Origin of the sequence: Asanoa siamensis, from assembly GCF_016862555.1 — a bacterium.
Lineage (GTDB): Bacteria > Actinomycetota > Actinomycetes > Mycobacteriales > Micromonosporaceae > Asanoa > Asanoa siamensis.
Window position 1 is genome coordinate 45,959 of record NZ_BONE01000008.1, and the last position, 17,567, is coordinate 63,525.

General features: G+C 71.7%; 18 protein-coding genes and 1 pseudogene. 2 read left to right on the forward strand and 17 right to left on the reverse strand.

Annotated elements, in window-relative coordinates:
• Positions 1–164: 164 nt before the first annotated feature.
• The 5 genes and pseudogenes from Asi02nite_RS42980 to Asi02nite_RS07280 all read right to left on the reverse strand — a co-directional run bounded on the left by Asi02nite_RS42980 (position 165) and on the right by Asi02nite_RS07280 (position 2,842).
• Positions 165–704 (reverse strand): winged helix-turn-helix domain-containing protein, encoded by a 540-nt coding sequence (locus Asi02nite_RS42980; protein WP_444541767.1) that lies wholly within the window; start codon positions 702–704, stop codon positions 165–167.
• Positions 659–958: pseudogene (locus Asi02nite_RS41460) on the reverse strand (rhodanese-like domain-containing protein); the annotation flags it as partial. The gene Asi02nite_RS42980 and the pseudogene Asi02nite_RS41460, both read right to left, overlap by 46 nt.
• Entirely contained in the window at positions 955–1,404 is a 450-nt protein-coding gene (locus Asi02nite_RS07270) for a cysteine dioxygenase (protein WP_203711388.1), read from the reverse strand. The gene Asi02nite_RS07270 and the pseudogene Asi02nite_RS41460, both read right to left, overlap by 4 nt.
• A gap of 52 nt (positions 1,405–1,456) precedes the next feature.
• Positions 1,457–1,672, reverse strand: a complete 216-nt coding sequence (locus tag Asi02nite_RS07275) for a winged helix-turn-helix domain-containing protein (protein ID WP_203711389.1) — start codon at positions 1,670–1,672, stop codon at positions 1,457–1,459.
• A gap of 495 nt (positions 1,673–2,167) precedes the next feature.
• Positions 2,168–2,842, reverse strand: a complete 675-nt coding sequence (locus tag Asi02nite_RS07280; protein WP_239126545.1) for a YdcF family protein — start codon at positions 2,840–2,842, stop codon at positions 2,168–2,170.
• A gap of 91 nt (positions 2,843–2,933) precedes the next feature.
• Here Asi02nite_RS07280 and Asi02nite_RS07285 point away from each other — a divergent pair, with 91 nt between their 5' ends.
• On the forward strand, positions 2,934–4,106 hold the full coding sequence (locus Asi02nite_RS07285) for an MFS transporter (RefSeq protein ID WP_203711390.1): 1,173 nt from the start codon (positions 2,934–2,936) through the stop codon (positions 4,104–4,106).
• Here Asi02nite_RS07285 and Asi02nite_RS07290 read toward each other — a convergent pair.
• The 3 genes from Asi02nite_RS07290 to Asi02nite_RS07300 all read right to left on the reverse strand — a co-directional run bounded on the left by Asi02nite_RS07290 (position 4,058) and on the right by Asi02nite_RS07300 (position 7,743).
• Positions 4,058–5,425 carry a serine/threonine-protein kinase gene (locus Asi02nite_RS07290; protein WP_203711391.1) on the reverse strand — a complete coding sequence of 456 codons (1,368 nt, stop codon included), beginning with the start codon at positions 5,423–5,425 and terminating at the stop codon, positions 4,058–4,060. The genes Asi02nite_RS07285 and Asi02nite_RS07290 overlap by 49 nt on opposite strands.
• A gap of 159 nt (positions 5,426–5,584) precedes the next feature.
• Complete coding sequence (gene fdhA / locus Asi02nite_RS07295; protein WP_203711392.1) at positions 5,585–6,799, reverse strand: formaldehyde dehydrogenase, glutathione-independent; 1,215 nt, start codon at positions 6,797–6,799, stop codon at positions 5,585–5,587.
• A 149-nt stretch (positions 6,800–6,948) separates the two neighbouring features.
• Entirely contained in the window at positions 6,949–7,743 is a 795-nt protein-coding gene (locus Asi02nite_RS07300; RefSeq protein ID WP_203711393.1) for an SDR family NAD(P)-dependent oxidoreductase, read from the reverse strand.
• Positions 7,744–7,794: 51 nt separating this feature from the next.
• Here Asi02nite_RS07300 and Asi02nite_RS07305 point away from each other — a divergent pair, with 51 nt between their 5' ends.
• Positions 7,795–8,673, forward strand: coding sequence for a LysR family transcriptional regulator (locus tag Asi02nite_RS07305; RefSeq protein WP_203711394.1), 879 nt, complete (start codon positions 7,795–7,797; stop codon positions 8,671–8,673).
• Here Asi02nite_RS07305 and Asi02nite_RS07310 read toward each other — a convergent pair.
• From Asi02nite_RS07310 to Asi02nite_RS07350, 9 genes are all read right to left on the reverse strand, one after another.
• On the reverse strand, positions 8,670–9,803 hold the full coding sequence (locus Asi02nite_RS07310; protein ID WP_203711395.1) for an ABC transporter substrate-binding protein: 1,134 nt from the start codon (positions 9,801–9,803) through the stop codon (positions 8,670–8,672). The genes Asi02nite_RS07305 and Asi02nite_RS07310 overlap by 4 nt on opposite strands.
• A gap of 16 nt (positions 9,804–9,819) precedes the next feature.
• Positions 9,820–10,635 (reverse strand): ABC transporter permease, encoded by an 816-nt coding sequence (locus Asi02nite_RS07315; RefSeq protein WP_239126546.1) that lies wholly within the window; start codon positions 10,633–10,635, stop codon positions 9,820–9,822.
• Positions 10,632–11,426, reverse strand: a complete 795-nt coding sequence (locus Asi02nite_RS07320; RefSeq protein ID WP_203711396.1) for an ABC transporter ATP-binding protein — start codon at positions 11,424–11,426, stop codon at positions 10,632–10,634. The genes Asi02nite_RS07315 and Asi02nite_RS07320 overlap by 4 nt, the downstream gene beginning before the upstream one ends.
• Positions 11,423–12,280 (reverse strand): ABC transporter permease, encoded by an 858-nt coding sequence (locus Asi02nite_RS07325; protein ID WP_203711397.1) that lies wholly within the window; start codon positions 12,278–12,280, stop codon positions 11,423–11,425. The genes Asi02nite_RS07320 and Asi02nite_RS07325 overlap by 4 nt, the downstream gene beginning before the upstream one ends.
• Complete coding sequence (locus Asi02nite_RS07330) at positions 12,277–13,293, reverse strand: TIGR03842 family LLM class F420-dependent oxidoreductase (protein WP_203711398.1); 1,017 nt, start codon at positions 13,291–13,293, stop codon at positions 12,277–12,279. The genes Asi02nite_RS07325 and Asi02nite_RS07330 overlap by 4 nt, the downstream gene beginning before the upstream one ends.
• Before the next feature lie 14 nt (positions 13,294–13,307).
• Positions 13,308–14,789 (reverse strand): CoA-acylating methylmalonate-semialdehyde dehydrogenase, encoded by a 1,482-nt coding sequence (locus tag Asi02nite_RS07335; protein WP_203711399.1) that lies wholly within the window; start codon positions 14,787–14,789, stop codon positions 13,308–13,310.
• 10 nt (positions 14,790–14,799) lie between these two features.
• Positions 14,800–16,206: a dihydropyrimidinase gene (gene hydA, locus Asi02nite_RS07340; protein WP_203711400.1), complete on the reverse strand. Its 1,407-nt coding sequence runs from the start codon at positions 16,204–16,206 to the stop codon at positions 14,800–14,802.
• Positions 16,207–16,218: 12 nt separating this feature from the next.
• Positions 16,219–17,058 carry a nitrilase-related carbon-nitrogen hydrolase gene (locus Asi02nite_RS07345; protein ID WP_203711401.1) on the reverse strand — a complete coding sequence of 280 codons (840 nt, stop codon included), beginning with the start codon at positions 17,056–17,058 and terminating at the stop codon, positions 16,219–16,221.
• A gap of 100 nt (positions 17,059–17,158) precedes the next feature.
• Entirely contained in the window at positions 17,159–17,563 is a 405-nt protein-coding gene (locus Asi02nite_RS07350) for an acyl-CoA thioesterase (RefSeq protein ID WP_203711402.1), read from the reverse strand.
• Between the last annotated feature and the right edge of the window lie 4 nt (positions 17,564–17,567).

Here is a 17,567-nt window from a genome sequence, read left to right on the forward strand (position 1 = left end):
GCTGGAGAGCCTCCGTAGTAGTCCCGATAAACTCCGCGCTACGCTTCCGCCCCACCTCAAGAAACCCCAGGTGGCACAACGCTTACGGCGTGGACAGACAACTGTTACTCGGACTATGCGCAGCGCAACGGCCAGGAGCTGGTCGACCTGCTCTCCTGAGGTCCTTACGCGGCTTCGGTCGCGCTGTCCGTGATCAGGGTGACGGGGGCCCGGTCGTCGAGGCGGTAGCCGACGCCGTAGACGGTGCGGACGAGCGGCGCGTCGAGCTTGCCGCGCAAGCGTCTGATGTGGACGTCGACGGTGCGCGGCCCGGCGATCTCGTAGCCCCAGACGTGGCGCAGGAGCTGGTCACGGGTGAACACCCGGCGTGGGTGGCGGGCGAGGAAGAGCAGCAGGTCGAACTCGAGGCGGGTCAGCGCGACCTCGAGACCGGCCTTGAGCACCTGGCGGGCGGCGACGTCGATCCAGACCTCGTGGTCGGTCCTGGGTGTCGGGAACGCGAGCAAGGTCGTGTGCGCGGGTGCGGTCACGATTCCTCCCGGGGGTGGGCGAGGGCGAGCGGCGGGGTGGGCCGGGGTGGCGGCAGGATCGGCAGGCCGGCGGCGCGCCAGGCGACGAAGCCGCCGGACATGTCGGTCGCCCGGTGCAGGCCGAGGTCCTGCAGCGAGGCGGCGGCCAGCGAGGACGAGTAGCCCTGCTGGCAGAACAGGATGTAGTGCGTGTCGTACGACTCGGCGATCGGCAGTCGCGCGTCGCAGCGGGGGTCGAGCCGCCACTCCAGCACGTTGCGGTCGATGATCAGCGCGCCCGGGATGGTGCCGGTCGCCTCGCGCTGGCCGACCGGCCGGGTGTCGATCAGGACGGCGCCCTCGCGAGCCGCGAGGTGGGCGGGCTCCGGGTCGAGCCGGATCAGGCGCTCGCGCGCCGCTTCGAGGATCTCGTCAATGGAACGACTCACCAGGCCACCCCCGCGCGGGCCACGTCGGCAACCCGGAGGGCGCCGTCGATCAGGTCATATCTGGTCATAGTAGTTAATTCCGGCGCGTAGCAGTGGACGCTGATCGCCGGGTCGGGGCCGTTGTTGCTGACCCGATGGACGTAGCGGGGGCCGAATCGGCGCCCGGCGCCGGGCGGCAGCGCCTTCGTGCGCAGGGTCCCGCGCTGGACGGTCTCCTCGGTCAGGGCGCCGGAGACGACGGTGAAGCCACCGCTGGCGCCGCCGTGGTCGTGCAGGTCGGTGTGCTGGCCTGGCAGCCAGGTGAGCAGCCAGACCTCGTGCTCGGGCGTGGCGGCGATCCGCTGGTACCACCGCTCGACGGGGTCGAACCGCGGCGTGACCGGCCAGGCGGCCGGGTCGCCGGCGTACCGCCGGGCGACGCTGAGCAGGTCATCAGGGAGGAACATGCGGCTCAGCATAGCCCACTAATCCTACTGGGTTAGTAGGTTGTCCCGCATGTCAGGAACGGACGTACCGCCCCTTGCCCGGCACGCCACGGATCAGCCCACGATCCTCCAGGGTCGTGGTGACGCGATGGATGGTGGAGATGCTGACGGTGTACTCGGCGGCGAGCCGCACGGTCGAGGGCAGCTTCTCGCCCGGTGCGAGCTCACCCGACGTGATCCGGCGGACCAGGTCATCGAGCACGCGCCGATATTCGGTGGTGGGTTCCACGATGGAGCTCGCTTTCCGGTTGGCCACCGCGAGTCCACCACACCGGACCTTGTCATGTCATCTTGTTGGAACAAGTTGAGATTGCATATTGACCAGATGGAACCAGTTGGAATAGGTTGGGTTCTGGAACGCGGCGGGTCACTTCCGGGTTGGCGCCTACGGTGACCACCCGCGTCCCGGGCGGACCACCGGCTGGGCAGCTCGGTGGCCAAGCCCCCTGCCGGCCGGCGACCCCCATCTCCGGCCGGCAGGAGACCCCTGCCGCGTGTGCGGACCTCAATTGCGACCGAGAGGCCGCGACGCACCCAGTCACCATGGACCCGGCGCCCCACCCAACCGGCAGCGCAAGCACAACCCCCCACCCAGCCGCCATGAACACCGCACCGCACCCAACCGCCCGCGCAGCGCAACCCCCACCAGCTGCCACGGACCCCGCGCCGCAACCCACCGCCAGGGGCTGCGGGCCTGAGCGGACGCCGTGCCCGCCGGTCGCGGTCAGGCGGCGAGGATGGGCTGGCGCCAGAGCCAGCCGAGGTATGCCCGTAGCTCCGCAGGGGTGGCCACCCAGCCGCGGTCCATGTAGGTGAGGATGCGTTTCAGCTCCCCGGGCACCAGGTCGAAGGCGGTGGCGCCGGTCTCCGGGATCCGCGCGTCCGGTGGCACCGCCGCCGGGACCGGGACGAGCGGCACCCGTTCGTCGCCGCACGCCTTCAGGAGCGTGAGGAACACCCGGGCCAGGTGGTACGGCGAGACCGTGAGCGCCAGGCTCGTGATGCCGAGGTCCCGCACCGTCGCGACGAGCCAGGCTGCCTGCAGGCCCGTGTTCGGTGCCGGCTCCGGCTGGATGCGGACGCCCTCCGTGCGGGTCAGGCCCAGGCCGCGCAGGTAGTCCGCCGTGATCGGCACGTACGTCCGCTCCAGCGGGTTGCCGTTCGCCACCAGCAGGTGACACGGTCCCGAACTCTTCTCCCAGCGCCCGATCGCCTCCGTCAGCCGCCACTCCTCGCCCTGGCCCGCGACCACCGCCAGCGCGTCCGCGCGGTCCGCCGCCGCCTGCGGCAGGGTGAGGATCATTGTCAGCGCGGTCACCGCGTCCACCAACCGGGCCGTGTCGAAACCGGCGAAGTCCGTGGCGCCGACCACGCGGGGTGTCCGCGACTCGTTCAGCACACGCGGAGGCTAACTGTCGATATCAAGGCCTACCCGTTCGTCGTGTCTGTGGCGTCCGTCGGACGGGCGCCCGGCAGGAGGGACAGCGGGCATGGCGCGTTGGGCGATCACCGCGGTTTTCGCGGCCAATGGATTGTTGGTGGCCTCGTTCGCGGCGCGGGCGCCGTCGGTCAAGGTGGATCTCGGGCTTTCCGCCGGGGAGCTCGGGCTCGTCACCGCCGCGTTCGGGGCCGCGGCCGTCGTCGCGATGCAGGGTGCCGGGCGGCTCGCCGCCCGGTTCGGGAGCCGCCGGGTCGTCCGCGCCGCCGTGTGCGTGCTGCCGGGCGCCCTCCTCGGCACCGCGTACGCCGGCGACCTGGTCAGCCTCGCCGCGGTCTTCCTGCTCGTCGGCGCCGTGCACGGGCTGCTCGACGTCGCGATGAACGCGCACGCCGTCGCCGTCGAGCGGGCGCTCGCCCGGCCGATCCTGAACGGCTGCCACGCCGCCTGGAGCATCGGGGCCGTCGGTGGGTCGTTGCTCGCCTCCGGCGCCGCGCAGCTCGGCTGGAGCCGGGCCATCCACTTCGGACTCGTCGCCGCCGTGCTCGTGCCCGTCCTCGCCGCCTGGACGCGGGCGCTGCTGCCGCCGGGTGCGGACCGCGCCCACACCGCCGGGAAGCGGATCGGGTGGAGCCGCCCGCTGGTCGTGCTCGGCGCGATGGGCGCGACCGTCCTCACCGTCGAGGCCGCCGTGGCCAACTGGAGCGGGATCCTCCTGCACGAACGGCTGGCCGCACCGCTCGGCGTCGCGGCGCTCGGGTACGTCGCGTTCACCGCCTGCCAGACCGCCGGCCGGCTGGTCGGCGACCGGCTGCTCGCGCGCCGGCCGCCGTACCAGTTGGTCCGGGTCGGCACCCTCGTCGCCGCCGGCGGGCTCGCCGTGGTCGTGCTCAGCCCGTGGCCGGCGCTCGCGGTCGCCGGGTTCGCCGTGGTCGGCCTCGGCCTCGCCACTCCCCTGCCGGTGCTGTTCGGCGCCGCCGGCCACCTGGGCGCCGCCACCGGTGACGCGGCGGCCGCGGTCGCGCGGTTCAGCACGATGACGTACACCGGGATCCTGGTCGCCCCCGCGATCATCGGCGCTGTCGCCGACCTGGTCGGTCTCACCTGGACGCTGGCCGCCCTCGCGCCGCTGCTGGCCCTCGTCGCCGCCGCGGACCCGCGGGTGGTGACCGGGACCTACCGGGACGCGGACAGGGCGTCGACGTCGCGGACCAGCGCCGCGTAGCCCGGGTCGGACAACTCGCCTCGTTCGCGCAGGTCCCCGAGCCGCGTACGCAGTTCCCGGATCTTCCGGTCGACCCCCACGTCGTCGCCGGCGTCGAGCCGACGCCCGATGTCGTCGGTCCGCTTCCGCAGGTCCTCCGCCGGCTTGGCCTTCAGCTGGCCGCTGTCCACCTGAGCGTCGATGGTCCGGCGCAACGCGACGACCGGATCGACAGGCGGCGGCACCGGCAAGCGGGTGAGTGTCGTGGTCGGTCGCGGTGCCGGCGGCGTCGACGGCGCCGGCACCGCCGCCGGGCTCGCCGTGCGGGGGCCTCGGCCGGGCGGCGCGGACGTCGGCGCGAGGGTCGGCCGCGCCGAGGCGGCGGCCGTCGACGCGACGGGCGGGGCGACGACCGTGCCCGGCACGCCGTCCCCGGCCGAGGCGAGCAACGAGACCAGCACCACGCCCGCGACAGCCGCCGCGCCGGCGGCGACGAGCCCCCAGACCAGCCGCCGGCGCCGTGGGGCGGCCACCGGCAGCGCGGCCAACCGGGCCCCCACCACCCGGGCGGAGCCCGGCCGGTCCTCCGGCCGCTTCGCCAGCAGGTCGGCCACCAGCGTCGCCAGCGCCGGCGGCACGTCGGGCCGGGCCCGCAGCAGGTCGGGCGGCGGCGTCGTGACGTGCTGGTGCACGACGGCGAGCGGCGTCGCACCGACGAACGGCGGTGCCCCGGCGAGCAACGCGTACAGCGTGCAGCCGAGCCCGTACAGGTCGGTCCGCGCGTCGACCGGCTCCCCGTTGACCTGCTCCGGCGCCATGTAGCTGGTGGAGCCCATGGCGATCGCGCTGCTGGTCAGTCGCTCCGCGTGCGCCAGGTGCGCCACGCCGAAGTCGCAGACCTTCACGACCCCCGCCGGCGTGCGGATCAGGTTGGCCGGCTTGACGTCGCGGTGGACGATCCCGGCGTCGTGCGCCGCCGCCAGCCCGGCGCAGGCCTGCGCCGTCACCTCGACCGCATCGGCGACCGGCAGCGGCCCGTCGGCCAGCACCGCGGCCAGGCTGCGCCCCTCGACGAGCTCCATGACCAGGTAGGAGTCGTCCCCGTCGGTGCCGAAGTCGTGGATGCCGACGATGTTCGGATGGTTGAGCAGCGCCGCGGCCCGGGCCTCGCGGGCGAACCGCTCGACCATGGTCGGATCGGCCGCCGCCGGACCGGACACGAGCTTGACGGCGACGGCGCGGTCGAGCCGCAGGTCGCGGCCGCGCCAGACGACACCCATGCCGCCGCGGGCCAGCACCTCCTCCAGCTCGTACCGGTCGGCCAACCGCCGTCCAGACACGCCGTCCTCCCCACGAGGGCATCGATGGACACGATACGCACGAGCCTCGACGACCGCCCGCGGCCGATCCGGATACCCGCGCTCTCCGCCGGCTAACCTCGGAGGTCTCCGCCGGTGGCGGCCGGTCACGGCCGCCACCGGGTGGAATCCGCAGGACGGCTAGACGAGCATGCCGTGCGGGTCGAGCACGTACTTGCGGGCCGCGCCCTCGTCGAACTCCTCGTAGCCGCGCGGGCTCTCGCCCAACGGGATCGGGGTCGCGTTGACGTTCTTCGCGATCTGGACCCGGTCGTTGAGGATCGCCATCATCAGCTTGCGGTTGTACCGCATCACCGGGCACTGGCCGGTGACGAAGGAGTGCGACTTGGCCCAGCCGAGGCCGAGCCGGATGGAGAGCGAGCCCTCCTGGGCCGCCTCGTCGCTCGCCCCCGGGTCGCCGGTCACGTAGAGCCCGGGGATCCCGAGCGCGCCGCCGGCGCGGGTGAGGTCCATCAGCGAGTTGAGCACGGTCGCCGGATGCTCGGTCGCGGCGTGCTCGCCGTGCCCGCGCGCCTCGAAGCCGACCGCGTCGACGCCGCAGTCCACCTCGGGCGTACCCAGGATCTGCTCGATCTGGTCCTTGGGCTCGCCGGCGGACACGTCCACGGTCTCGCAGCCGAAGCTGCGCGCCTGGGCGAGCCGCTCCTCCTGGAGGTCGCCGACGATCACCGTGGCCGCCCCGAGCAACTGGGCCGAGGTCGCGGCGGCCAGCCCGACCGGCCCGGCACCGGCGATGTAGGCCGTCGACCCGGTGGTCACCCCGGCGCTCACGCAGCCGTGGTAGCCGGTCGGGAAGATGTCGGCCAGCATGGCCAGGTCCAGGATCTTCTCCATGGCCTGGTCCCTGTCGGGGAAGACCAGCAGGTTCCAGTCCGCGTACGGGACCATCACGTACTCGGCCTGCCCGCCGACCCAACCGCCCATGTCGACGTAGCCGTACGCCGAGCCCGGCCGGTCGGGGTTGACGTTGAGGCAGACTCCGGTCTTGCCCTCCTTACAGTTGATGCACCGTCCGCAGGAGATGTTGAAGGGTACGGACACCATGTCGCCGACCTGCACGTACTCGACGTCCGGGCCCTTCTCCACCACCTCGCCGGTGATCTCGTGACCGAGGATCAGCCCCGCGGGCGCGGTCGTGCGACCGCGGACCATGTGCTGGTCACTACCGCAGATGTTGGTGGCGACGCACTTCACGATCGCCGCGTGGGGCACCTTCCGGCCCACGTTGTCCGGGTGTACGCCCGGCCCGTCCTTGAGCTCGAAGGTCGGGTAGTCGATCTCGGTGACCTCGACCTGACCCGGCTTGATGTAGGCGACCCCTTTGTTGCCTGTCATGACTCTGCTCCGATCCGATCCGCGCACGGTGGGCGGCCGGCATCGGATCGGCTGGGCACGGGGTCCACGCCGATCGGCGCGGCACCACCGCGCTCACCATGTTTCGGCGGGTTACATAGAGCGTTCCCGTTCGCCGGGAGATGAAACCGTCAGAAGGCGGCCAACAGGTCGCGGGTCAGGCCGCGCAGCCGGGCCCGGTAGGCGGGGTCGTAGATCTCCGCGGCGGCCCGGGCTTCGGTGCCGCTGTCGAAGTAGCGACCCGTCACGCCGGCCAGATCGGCGCCGTCGACCAGCCGCCGGGTGGCGGCCACCCCCTTCTCCAGGGTGTCGACCTGGTCCATGCCCGACGCTTTCGACATGGTCGTCGGCATGTACGAGGCCGGGTGCAGGCTGTTCGCGGTGACCCCAGTGCCGGCGAGGTCGGCGGCCAGGTCGATGGTGTGCGCGATGAGCGCGAGCTTCGACCGGCAGTACGCGGCGACCTCGGAGTAGTCGCGGGCGAACTGCGGGTCGTCGAAGTCCACCGGCGCCTGCCCGACCGAGGCGACGTTGACGATCCGGGCGGCGGGCGCCTGGTGCAGCAGGGGCAGCAGATGCCGGGTGAGCAGCACCGGGGCCAGATAGTTGACCGCGAGGCGCGACTCGTAGCCGTCCCGGGACAGCACCCGGGTCGTGCCGTCGACGTGGAAGCCGATGCCGGCGTTGTTGACCAGCACGTCGAGGCGGTCGTACTTGTCGGCGACCTCGGTCGCGAGCCGCCGCACGTCGGCGAGCGACGCGAAGTCGGCCTGGAACGGCGTGCCGCCCGTGGCGGTCGCCACCGCCGCGAGCCGGCCGGCGTCGCGGCCGTGCAGCAGCAGTTCGTGCCCGCCGGTCGCGGCGAGGTCTTCCGCCAGGGCACGGCCCAGGCCGTCCGAGGCTCCGGTGATCAGGATGCGTGACATGGCTGCGACGCTAGGCCGGTGAGCCATCACGCAACCAATAGGATTGATGCTATGACCACCAGGAATGCTGATGGGTCGCCGCTGGACCTGACGCAGCTCCGGACGTTCCTCGCGGTCCACCGCACCGGATCGCTGACGGCCGCCGCCCGCGCGCTCGGGCTGGCCCAGCCCACCGTCACCGCCCAGATCCGGGCCCTCGAGGAGCGCCTCGACCGGCAGCTCTTCGAGCGGCTCCCGCGCGGCGTCGCCCCGACCCCGGACGCCGACGACCTGGCCGCCCGCATCGCGGCTCCGCTGGACCAACTCGCCCTGGTCGCCGAGCCCGACCGGGCGCCGGCGGAGCCCGTCCGCCTAGCCGGCCCGGCGGAGATGGTCGCGGTGCGGATCATGCCGGTCCTGGCGCCGCTCGTCGCCGCCGGCACCCGGGTGCGGGTCGACACCGGCCTGGCCGACGACCTCCTCGACGGGCTGCGCGCCGGCCGCTACGACCTCGTCCTGTCGGCTGTCCGCCCGCGGGGCCGGTCCGTCGTGGCGAGCACCCTGATGGACGAGGAGTTCGTGCTGGTGGGTGCGCGGCGCTGGCGGGACGCGTACGAGACCGCACCGCTGCTCAGCTACGCCGTCGACCTGCCGATCCTGCGCCGCTACTGGCGCCACGTGTTCGGCCGGCGGCTGACCGCCGAGCCCGCGCTGGTGGTCCCCGACCTCCGCGCGGTGCGGGCGGCCGCGGTGGCCGGGGCGGGCGTCACCGTCCTGCCGAGGTACCTGTGTGCCGACGAGTTGCGGGACGGCACGCTCGTCGCGCTGCTGGACCCGGAGGATCCCCCGATCAACACCGGGTTCATCGCCGAGCGCGCCCACTCGGTGCTGAGCCCGGCGGCGACCCGGGTGCGCGATGCCATCCGGGTCGCCGCACGGGACTGGGCCTAGACGCCGCCCTCGTTGAGGGTGACGGTCTTCGGGGTGAAGCCCGTGCCGTTGACGTCCACGTTCTGCGACTTGAGCGTGTCCAGCGCCTTGCGTACGTAGTCGTTCGTGTAGGCCAGCCCCTCGGGCGCCTTGGTCAACACCGTCTGGCCGTCGGCGTTCTTCGTGGTCATCGAGAGGTCCACGGTGGCCTTCCAGGCGGCCTCGTCGATCACGCCTGCGCCGGCCGGTGACGGCCAGACCAGCTTGTTGGTCTCGTTGACCTGCCAGAGCTGGTGGCTCGCGCCGAGCTTCGAGCCGCGCTTCACGACCAGGTCGCGGCAGGCCTCGGGGTTGTCGCGGCAGTAGGCCCAGCCCTTGATCGAGGCGGCCAGGAACTTCACCGCGGTGTCCTGGTAGGACTGGTCCGACAGCTTCGAGGTGTTGGCCCACACCGCGTCCTGGAGCATCGCGGTGCCCTCCTTGTTCCAGTCGAGCACCGTGAACGCCTCGGGCTTGTAGAGCTGCCCCGTCGCCGGGTCCTTCGCCTCCAGGAGCTGCGCGTACTCGTTGTAGCTCATCGCCTGGGCCGCGTCGATGTCCTTGCGCAGCAACCCTTGCATGTCGAACTGCTGCTGCACCAGCGTCACGTCCTTGCCGGGGTCGAGCCCGGCCTTGGTCATCGCGGCGAACAGCTCGAACTCGTTGCCGAAGCCCCAGTTGCCGACCTTCTTCCCGCGCAGGTCGGCCGGCGACGTGATGTTGGACGAGGCGAACGAGACCTGGTAGGTCCCCGAGCGCTGGAAGATCTGACCGATGTTGGTGATCTCCGCGCCCTGCTCGCGGGAGGCGAGCGCCTTCGGCACCCAGGCGATCGCGAAGTCGGCCTGACCCTGGGCCAGCACGGTCTGCGGCACGATGTCGACGCCGCCCTCGAGGATCTCGACGTCGAGCCCCTGCTCCCGGTAGAAGCCCTGGTCGGCCGCCGCGATGTAGCCGGCGAACTGGCCCTGCACGAACCACTGCAACTGGAGCTTGACCTTGGTGGTGCCGCCGGCGCCGGACGGTGTCGGCTCGTCGGCCGTGCCACAGGCGGTGAGCATCAACGCGGACAGCGCGAGTGCGGCACCGGCCACGCGGATCAACTTGCGCATCTGGTCCTCCGGTTGTTCAGACCCTCCGCCAGGGCATAACGAGCCGCTCGAGCAGAAGGGCCGCCAGATAGAAGACGAGACCGAGCACGCACGCGCCGACCACGAAGGCCCAGGCGCGGGGGTACGCGGTGTTGGCCGCCGCCGAGGTGATCCGGGAGCCCAGGCCGTTCTGCAGACCGCCGAAGTACTCCGCGACCACCGCCGCGATCACCGCCAGGGAGGACGCCTGGCGCAAACCGGTGAAGACGAACGGCAGGGCGGCGGGGAGGCGGACCAGCCGGGTGACGGTCCAGCCGCGCGCCGCGTAGCTGGCCATCAGGTCCCGGTGGATCGGGTCGACCTCGCGCAGCCCGCGCAGCGCGTTGACGAACACGGGGAAGAACACCACGATCGCGACCACCAGCCGCCGGGGCACGCTGCTGGTCGAGTCGAACATGTTGTTGAGGATGGGTGCCAGGGCGATGATCGGCAGCGCGTTCAGCGCGGCCGCCACCGGGATCGAGACTTCACCGAGGTACGCGAAGCGGGCCGCCACCATCGCCGCGAGCAACCCCACCGCGGCCCCGACGAGCAGGCCGATCAGCGCGTTCCCACCGCTGGCGAGGCCGGTACGCCAGACGACCTCGCGGCTCTGCCAGAGCTGCTCGCCGATCGCGGACGGGGCGGGGAGCACGTAGGGCGCGACCCGGCCGAGCGTGACGACGGCCTCCCAGAGCAGCAGGCCGACGACGCCGACGAGCAGCGGAGGGACGAAGGCCGAGCCGTGCCGCCGCCGGGCCACTACGGGCGCGGCGGGGTCGGCCGCGACCACCGGGTCGACGGCCGTGGTCACGGCGCGACCAGGGGCTCGGCCGCCGGCACCGGGTCGCCGCGCAGCGCCTTGCGGACCTTGGTGATGCCGGCGAAGAACCCGGGCGACTGCCGGGTCGCCTCGGTACGCGGGCCGAGGTCGACCGGCACGACCTCGGTGATCCGCCCCGGCCGCGCCGACATGACGACGACCCGGTCGGAGAGGTACACGGCCTCGGGAATGGAGTGGGTGACGAAGATCGTGCTGGTGCCGGTGCTGGCGCAGATCCGCAGCAGCTCGTCCTGGAGCCGCTCGCGGGTCATCTCGTCGAGCGCCCCGAACGGCTCGTCCATGAGCAGCAACGGCGGGTGTACGGCCAGCGCCCGCGCGATCGCCACCCGCTGCTGCATGCCGCCGGAGAGCTGGGCCGGGTAGTGGCCGGCGAACTCCGCGAGCCCGACCAGGTCGAGCATCTCGCGGGCCCGGTCGTGACGCTCTTGACGGGGTGACCCACGCAGCTCCAGCGGAAGCTCGACGTTGCGCTGCACGGTCCGCCAGTCGAAGAGCCCGGCCTGCTGAAACGCGATCCCGTATTCCTGGTCGACGCGGGCGGTCCGGGCCGACTTGCCGGCGACGGTGATGGCGCCGCTCGTCGGTTGGATCAGGTCACCGACGAGCCGCAACAGCGTGGACTTGCCACACCCCGACGGACCGATGAGCGAGACGAACTCGCCGCGCGCGACGGTCAGGTCGACCCCGGTCAGCGCGGTCACCTCGTCGGCCCGACCCGCGTTGAACACCTTGGAGACACCCTCGAGCACCACACTCGTCATGCCCGCACCCTCCGCCGGCCGACCAGGAACTCGCCCAGGCCCACGATCGCGGCGACCGCCAGCCCGAGGGCGGCCGCGCCGACCATCGCCGTGAAGACCTTGGCGGGGTCGGTGGTGGCCTCCCGTGAGTATTCGATCACCAATCGACCGACGCCACCACGGGTGCCGGTGGAAATCTCGCCGACCACCGCTCCGACCACGGCCGCCGCGGCGGCGAGCCGCAGCGCCGGGAACAGGTAGGGAGTGGACGCGGGGAGCCGGAGCTTGACCAGCGTGCGCCACCAGCCGGCGGCGTAGCTGCGCATCAGCTCCTCGGCGATCGGTGCCGGCGACTGCAGGCCGCGCAGCATGCCCACCGCGACCGGGAAGAACGCCAGGTACAGCGCGATCACGGTGACGGACATCCAGGGCTGCCACGGGTACGGGCCGATCGCGAGGCGGCCGCCCCAGCCGGCGATGACCGGGGCGAGCGCGATCAGCGGCACCGTCTGGGAGAGGATCACGTAGGGCAGCAAGCCCCGCTCGACCACCCGCAGCCGCTGCATCAACACCGCGAGCAGCAGCCCGACGAGCGCCCCGGCGACGAACCCGATGGCGACGCTGCGCAGCGTGAACAGGCACGCCTGGAGCACCACGAGCCAGATCGGGTCGCCGCCGGCCAACTCGGGGTCGCCGAACCGGGACAGCACCGTCCACACGTGCGGCATGGCCGCGTCGTCGGTGCGCGGCAGGACGCGCGCTCCGAACAGGACGGTGCCGTCGGGGTCGCCGACCGCCTTGTAGCCCTCCCACAGGGCCACACCCACGAGCACGGCCCCCACCCCGCCGAGGGCCAGCCGCAGCCGCCGGTTCATCGCCGCGACGGTGCCGCCGTGGCCAGGGCCGGGATGATCTTCTCCCCGTACGCCTGGAGGGTGTTCTCCTTGTCGTCGTGTTGCAGGTAGAGCGCGAACTGGTCGACGCCCAGCTCGCGGAGGGCCGCCAGCTTCTCCAGGTGGGCCTCGACCGGGCCGAGCACGCAGAACCGGTCGACGATCTCGTCGGGTACGAACTCGGTGTGCGTGTTGCCGGCCCGGCCGTGCTCGGAGTAGTCGTAGCCCTGACGCCCGTGGATGTAGTCGGTCAGCGCCTGCGGCACCGCGCCCGACTCGCCGTACCGGCTCACGATGTCGGCGACGTGGTTGCCCACCATGCCGCCGAACCACCGGGTCTGCTCGCGCTGGTGGGCGAGGTCGTCGCCGACGTAGGCCGGCGCGGCGACGCAGAACGTGATCGACGCCGGGTCACGACCGGCCTTCTCGGCGGCGGCCCGGACCGACTTGATCATCCAGGCGGCGATGTCGGGGTCGGCGAGCTGCAGGATGTAGCCGTCGCCCACCTCCCCCGCCAACGCCAGCGCCCGCGGCCCGTACGCCGCGATCCACATCTCCAGCGCGCCGTCGCGTACCCACGGGAAGTGCACCGGGCGGCCCTTGTAGTCGGCCTCCCGCCCGTGCGCCAGGTCCCGGATCACCGTGACGCACTCCTTGAGCTCAGCGATCGTCGTGGGCTTGTAGCCCAGCGTCCGCAGCGCCGAGTCGCCCCGGCCGATGCCGCAGACCGTCCGGTTGCCGAACATCTCGTTGAGCGTGGCGAACAGTGACGCCGTCACGGTCCAGTCACGGGTCCCCGGGTTCGTGACCATCGGGCCGACCGTCACCCGCTCCGTCTGGGCGAGGATCTGGCTGTAGATGACGAAGGGCTCCTCCCAGAGCAGATGGGAGTCGAACGTCCACACGTGACTGAAACCGAGCGACTCCGCCTGCCTGGCGAGGCGGACGACCTCGCTGGCCGGCGGGTCGCACTGGAAGACGACACCGATGTCCATCTGGCGGAGCCTTTCTATCGGACTTTGGGGAACCCCAGGTCGACTTCGCTCGTGGCCGGATCCGGCCACCGGGAGGTGACCACCTTGGTGCGGGTGTAGAAGCGCAGGCCGTCCGGCCCGTACATATGCAGGTCGCCGAAGAGCGACGCCTTCCAGCCGCCGAAGCTGTAGTAGGCGACCGGGACCGGGATCGGCACGTTGACGCCGACCATGCCGCACTCGATGTCGTATTGGAATTGTCGGGCCGCCCCGCCGTCGCGGGTGAAGATGGCGGTCCCGTTGCCCCACGGGTTGTCGTTGACGAGCTGAACCGCGTCGTCGTACGTGTCGACGCGGACGACCGACAGCACCGGTCCGAAGATCTCGTCGGTGTAGTAGGCCGACGCCGGGTCGACCTTGTCCACGAGGGACGGCGCGAGGAAGAAGCCCGGGCCGCCCGAGATGTCGGCCTCGCGGCCGTCGACCACGATCTCGCCGCCCTCACCGTCCAGATAGGAGCGCACCCGGTCGCGATGCGGCGCGCTGATCAGCGGGCCCATCTCGGCGTCGGGGTCGCTGGCCGCGCCGACCTTGATGCGGCCGATCCGGGTGGCGATCTCCTCGACCAGCGTGTCGGCGACCGCGCCGACCGCGACCACGACCGAGACCGCCATGCAGCGCTCCCCCGCCGAGCCGAAACCGGCGCTGACGGCGGCGTCGGCGGCCGCCGGGACGTCGGCGTCGGGCAGCACCACCATGTGGTTCTTGGCGCCGCCGAGCGCCTGCACCCGCTTGCCGTTGCGGGTGCCGGTCTCGTAGATCGACTTCGCCACCGGGGTCGACCCGACGAAGCTGACCGCCTTGACGTCGGGGTCGGCGAGCAGCGCGTCGACCGCCTCCTTGTCGCCCTGCACGACGTTGAAGACGCCATCCGGCAGGCCGGAGCGGCGCAGCAGGTCGGCCAGCAGCAGCGAGACCGAGGGGTCCTTCTCGCTGGGCTTGAGGACGAAGCCGTTGCCGGCGACCAGCGCGTTGCAGAACATCCACATCGGCACCATCGCCGGGAAGTTGAACGGCGTGATGCCGGCGACGACGCCGAGCGGCTGCTGGATCGAGTAGACGTCGACGCCGCCGGCCGCCTGCTCGCTGTAGCCGCCCTTGAGCAGGTGCGGGGCGCCGGCCGCGAACTCGGCGTTTTCCAGGCCGCGGGCGACCTCGCCGGCCGCGTCCGCGACCGTCTTGCCGTGCTCCGACGAGAGCAGCGAGGCGATCTCCTTGCGGTGGCCGTCGACGAGGTCCCGGAAGCGGAACATCACCTCGGCGCGGCGGGACAGGCTGGCCGCCCGCCAGGCCGGTTGCGCGGCCCGCGCGGTCTCGACCGCCGTGCGTACCTCCTCGGCCGTGGCGGCGAGGACCTCGGCCTGGATCTCGCCGGTGGCGGGGTCGAAGACGGGCAGCCGGCGGGTGCCCGTGCCGGCGACCTCGCGTCCACCGATCCAATGTGGAATTTGCCGCATCGATCTCACCTCACCGTAGGTAGGAGGACAGGCCGCGCTTGACGTACCGGCCCCGGCCCTTGCGGCCGTGGTAGGTGCCGTCGCGGTCGACGAGGACCTCGCCGCGGGAGATGACGGTGTCGACCTTGCCCGCGATCTCGACGCCCTCCCACGCGGAGTAGTCCAGGTTCATGTGGTGGGTGGCGGCGCTGATCGTGGTGCGGCCGGCGGGGTCGTAGAGCACGATGTCGGCGTCGGAGCCCGGCGCGATCACGCCCTTGCGCGGGTAGAGCCCGAACATCCGGGCCGGCGTGGTCGCGATCGTCTCGACCCAGCGCTCGACGGACAGCTTGCCCTCGGCCACGCCCTGGTAGACGAGGTCGACGCGGTGCTCGACCGTACCGATGCCGTTGGGGATCTTGGAGAAGTCGCCGAGCCCCAACTCCTTCTGGTCCTTCATGCAGAAGGGGCAGTGGTCGGTCGAGACGATGGCGAGATCGTTGGTACGCAGGCCGCGCCAGAGGTCGTCGCGGTGCGACTCGTCCCGCGGCCGCAGCGGCGGCGAGGCGACCCACTTGGCGCCCTCGAAGCCGGGCGCGCCGAGCTGGTCCTCCAGCGTCAGATACAGGTATTGCGGGCAGGTCTCGGCGAACACGTTGCGGCCGGTGGCGCGGGCCGCGGCCACCTCGGCGAGGGCCTCGCTGGCTGACAGGTGCACGAAGTAGAGCGGGGTGTCCCGGGCGACCTGCGCGAGGGCGATCGCCCGGTGGGTGGCCTCGCCTTCCAGGATCGAGGGGCGGGTGATGCCGTGGTAAACCGGATCCGTCTCACCGCGGGCGAGCGCCTGGGCGACCAGCACGTCGATCGCGATGCCGTTCTCGGCGTGCATCATGATCGTGGCGCCGTTCTCCCGCGCGGTCTGCATCGCCCGCAGGATCTTGCCGTCGTCGGAGTAGAAGACGCCCGGGTACGCCATGAACAGCTTGAAGCTGGTCACGCCCTCGTCGGCGACGAGCTGGTCCATCGCCTTGAGCGCGTCGTCGTCGACCCCACCGATGATCATGTGGAAGCCGTAGTCGATGTGCGCGTTGCCGTCGGCGAGCGCGTGCCAGGCGGCCAGCCCGTCCTGGACGACCTCACCGGTGCGCTGCACGGCGAAGTCGACGATCGTCGTGGTGCCGCCGTGCGCCGCCGCCCTGGTGCCCGTGTCGAAGTCGTCGGACGCGTGCGTGCCGCCGAACGGCAGCTTCATGTGGGTGTGCACGTCGATGCCGCCGGGGATGACGAGCTTGCCGGTCGCGTCGATCGTCTGCTCGGGCTGGCCCGTCCAGGTGCCCGGTGCGAGGAGTGCGCTGATCGTCTCGCCGTCGACCAGCACGTCGGCGGCGAAGCGGCCGGTCGGGCCGACCACCTCGCCACCGGTGATGAGGAGGGTCATGCCGTCGGCTCCTTAAGGCTTGACGAGCTGGTCGTAGGCGTCCGGGCGGCGGTCGCGGTAGAACTGCCAGCGGTCGCGGACCTCTTCGAGGAGCTCCATGTCGAGGTCGCGGACGATCAGCTCGGGGTTGTGCGCGTCACCGACGTCGCCGACGAACTTGCCCTCGGGGTCGACGAAGTAGGACGTGCCGTAGAAGTCGTTCTCACCGAGGGGCTCGATGCCGGTGCGGTTGATCGCGCCGATGAAGTACTCGTTGGCGACGGCACTCGCCGGCTGTTCGAGCTGCCACAGGTAGCTGGACAGGCCGCGGTGGGTCGCGCTCGGGTTGAAGACGATGCGGGCGCCGGCCAGGCCCAGGGCCCGCCAGCCCTCGGGGAAGTGCCGGTCGTAGCAGATGTAGACGCCGATGCGGCCGACCGCCGTGTCGAACGTCGGGTAGCCCAGGTTGCCGGGCCGGAAGTAGAACTTCTCCCAGAAGCCCTTCACCTGCGGGATGTGGGTCTTGCGGTATTTCCCGAGGTAGCTGCCGTCGGCGTCGACCACAGCCGCCGTGTTGTAGAGGACGCCCGGCTGCTCCTGCTCGTACATCGGCAGGATCATGACCATGCCCAGCTCCGCGGCGAGGGCCTGGAAGCGCTCGGTGGTCGGGCCGGGGATGCTTTCCGCGTACGAGTAGTACTGCTTGTCCTGCACCTGGCAGAAGTAGGGGCCGTAGAACAGCTCCTGGAAGCAGATGACCTTGGCGCCCTGCGCGGCCGCCTGCCGGGCGTACTCCTCGTGTGCCTTGATCATCGACTCTTTGTCGCCGGTCCAGCTCGTCTGCACCAGAGCGGCGCGGATGTTCTCCGCCATCGGAACCTCCTCGTCCCAGGCCAGCGTGAATCCGTTCAGCCTATGACCGAGGGCCGGTTGACGACAGATTTCCGCGTCGTGGCGACGGGCCGGATTTGGCTCAGAGCCCCAGCACGGCGGGCCGCGGGGTCACCTTTCGCCACGCTTCGACGGGATCGGGCAGGAGTTTGCGGGCGCCCAGGTCGAGCATCCCGTCGAGCTCGGCGGCGAGGGTGCCGTCGGTCCGGCGGATCTCCTGGTGCATGCCGAACGTGCGGCCCTCGCCCCACCGGAACTCGCAGCTCACGTCGACCTCGTCGCCGGCGCGCAGCTCCCGGCGGTACTTGATCGTCGTCTCCAGGACCACCGGGGCCACGCCGGAGTCCAGCAGCGTCGCCTGCTCGAGGCCGGCGGCGCGCAGGATCTCCCAGCGCGCGTGCTCGGCGTACTGCAGGTAGACGGCCTGGTTGAGGTGGCCGAGGCTGTCGAGCTCGTAGCCGCGGACGGTGACCCTGACCTGGAACAACGTC

What these genes read in the sequence shown, in the direction of transcription:
- Asi02nite_RS07330 (WP_203711398.1), bottom strand. Translation starts at nt 13,293, where the DNA reads ATGGACATCGGTGTCGTCTTCCAGTGCGACCCGCCGGCCAGCGAGGTC.
- Asi02nite_RS07310 (WP_203711395.1), bottom strand. Translation starts at nt 9,803, where the DNA reads ATGCGCAAGTTGATCCGCGTGGCCGGTGCCGCACTCGCGCTGTCCGCG.
- Asi02nite_RS07285 (WP_203711390.1), top strand. Translation starts at nt 2,934, where the DNA reads ATGGCGCGTTGGGCGATCACCGCGGTTTTCGCGGCCAATGGATTGTTG.
- Asi02nite_RS07345 (WP_203711401.1), bottom strand. Translation starts at nt 17,058, where the DNA reads ATGGCGGAGAACATCCGCGCCGCTCTGGTGCAGACGAGCTGGACCGGC.
- Asi02nite_RS07325 (WP_203711397.1), bottom strand. Translation starts at nt 12,280, where the DNA reads ATGAACCGGCGGCTGCGGCTGGCCCTCGGCGGGGTGGGGGCCGTGCTC.
- Asi02nite_RS07305 (WP_203711394.1), top strand. Translation starts at nt 7,795, where the DNA reads ATGACCACCAGGAATGCTGATGGGTCGCCGCTGGACCTGACGCAGCTC.
- Asi02nite_RS07335 (WP_203711399.1), bottom strand. Translation starts at nt 14,789, where the DNA reads ATGCGGCAAATTCCACATTGGATCGGTGGACGCGAGGTCGCCGGCACG.
- hydA (WP_203711400.1), bottom strand. Translation starts at nt 16,206, where the DNA reads ATGACCCTCCTCATCACCGGTGGCGAGGTGGTCGGCCCGACCGGCCGC.
- Asi02nite_RS07300 (WP_203711393.1), bottom strand. Translation starts at nt 7,743, where the DNA reads ATGTCACGCATCCTGATCACCGGAGCCTCGGACGGCCTGGGCCGTGCC.
- Asi02nite_RS07320 (WP_203711396.1), bottom strand. Translation starts at nt 11,426, where the DNA reads ATGACGAGTGTGGTGCTCGAGGGTGTCTCCAAGGTGTTCAACGCGGGT.
- fdhA (WP_203711392.1), bottom strand. Translation starts at nt 6,799, where the DNA reads ATGACAGGCAACAAAGGGGTCGCCTACATCAAGCCGGGTCAGGTCGAG.
- Asi02nite_RS07270 (WP_203711388.1), bottom strand. Translation starts at nt 1,404, where the DNA reads ATGTTCCTCCCTGATGACCTGCTCAGCGTCGCCCGGCGGTACGCCGGC.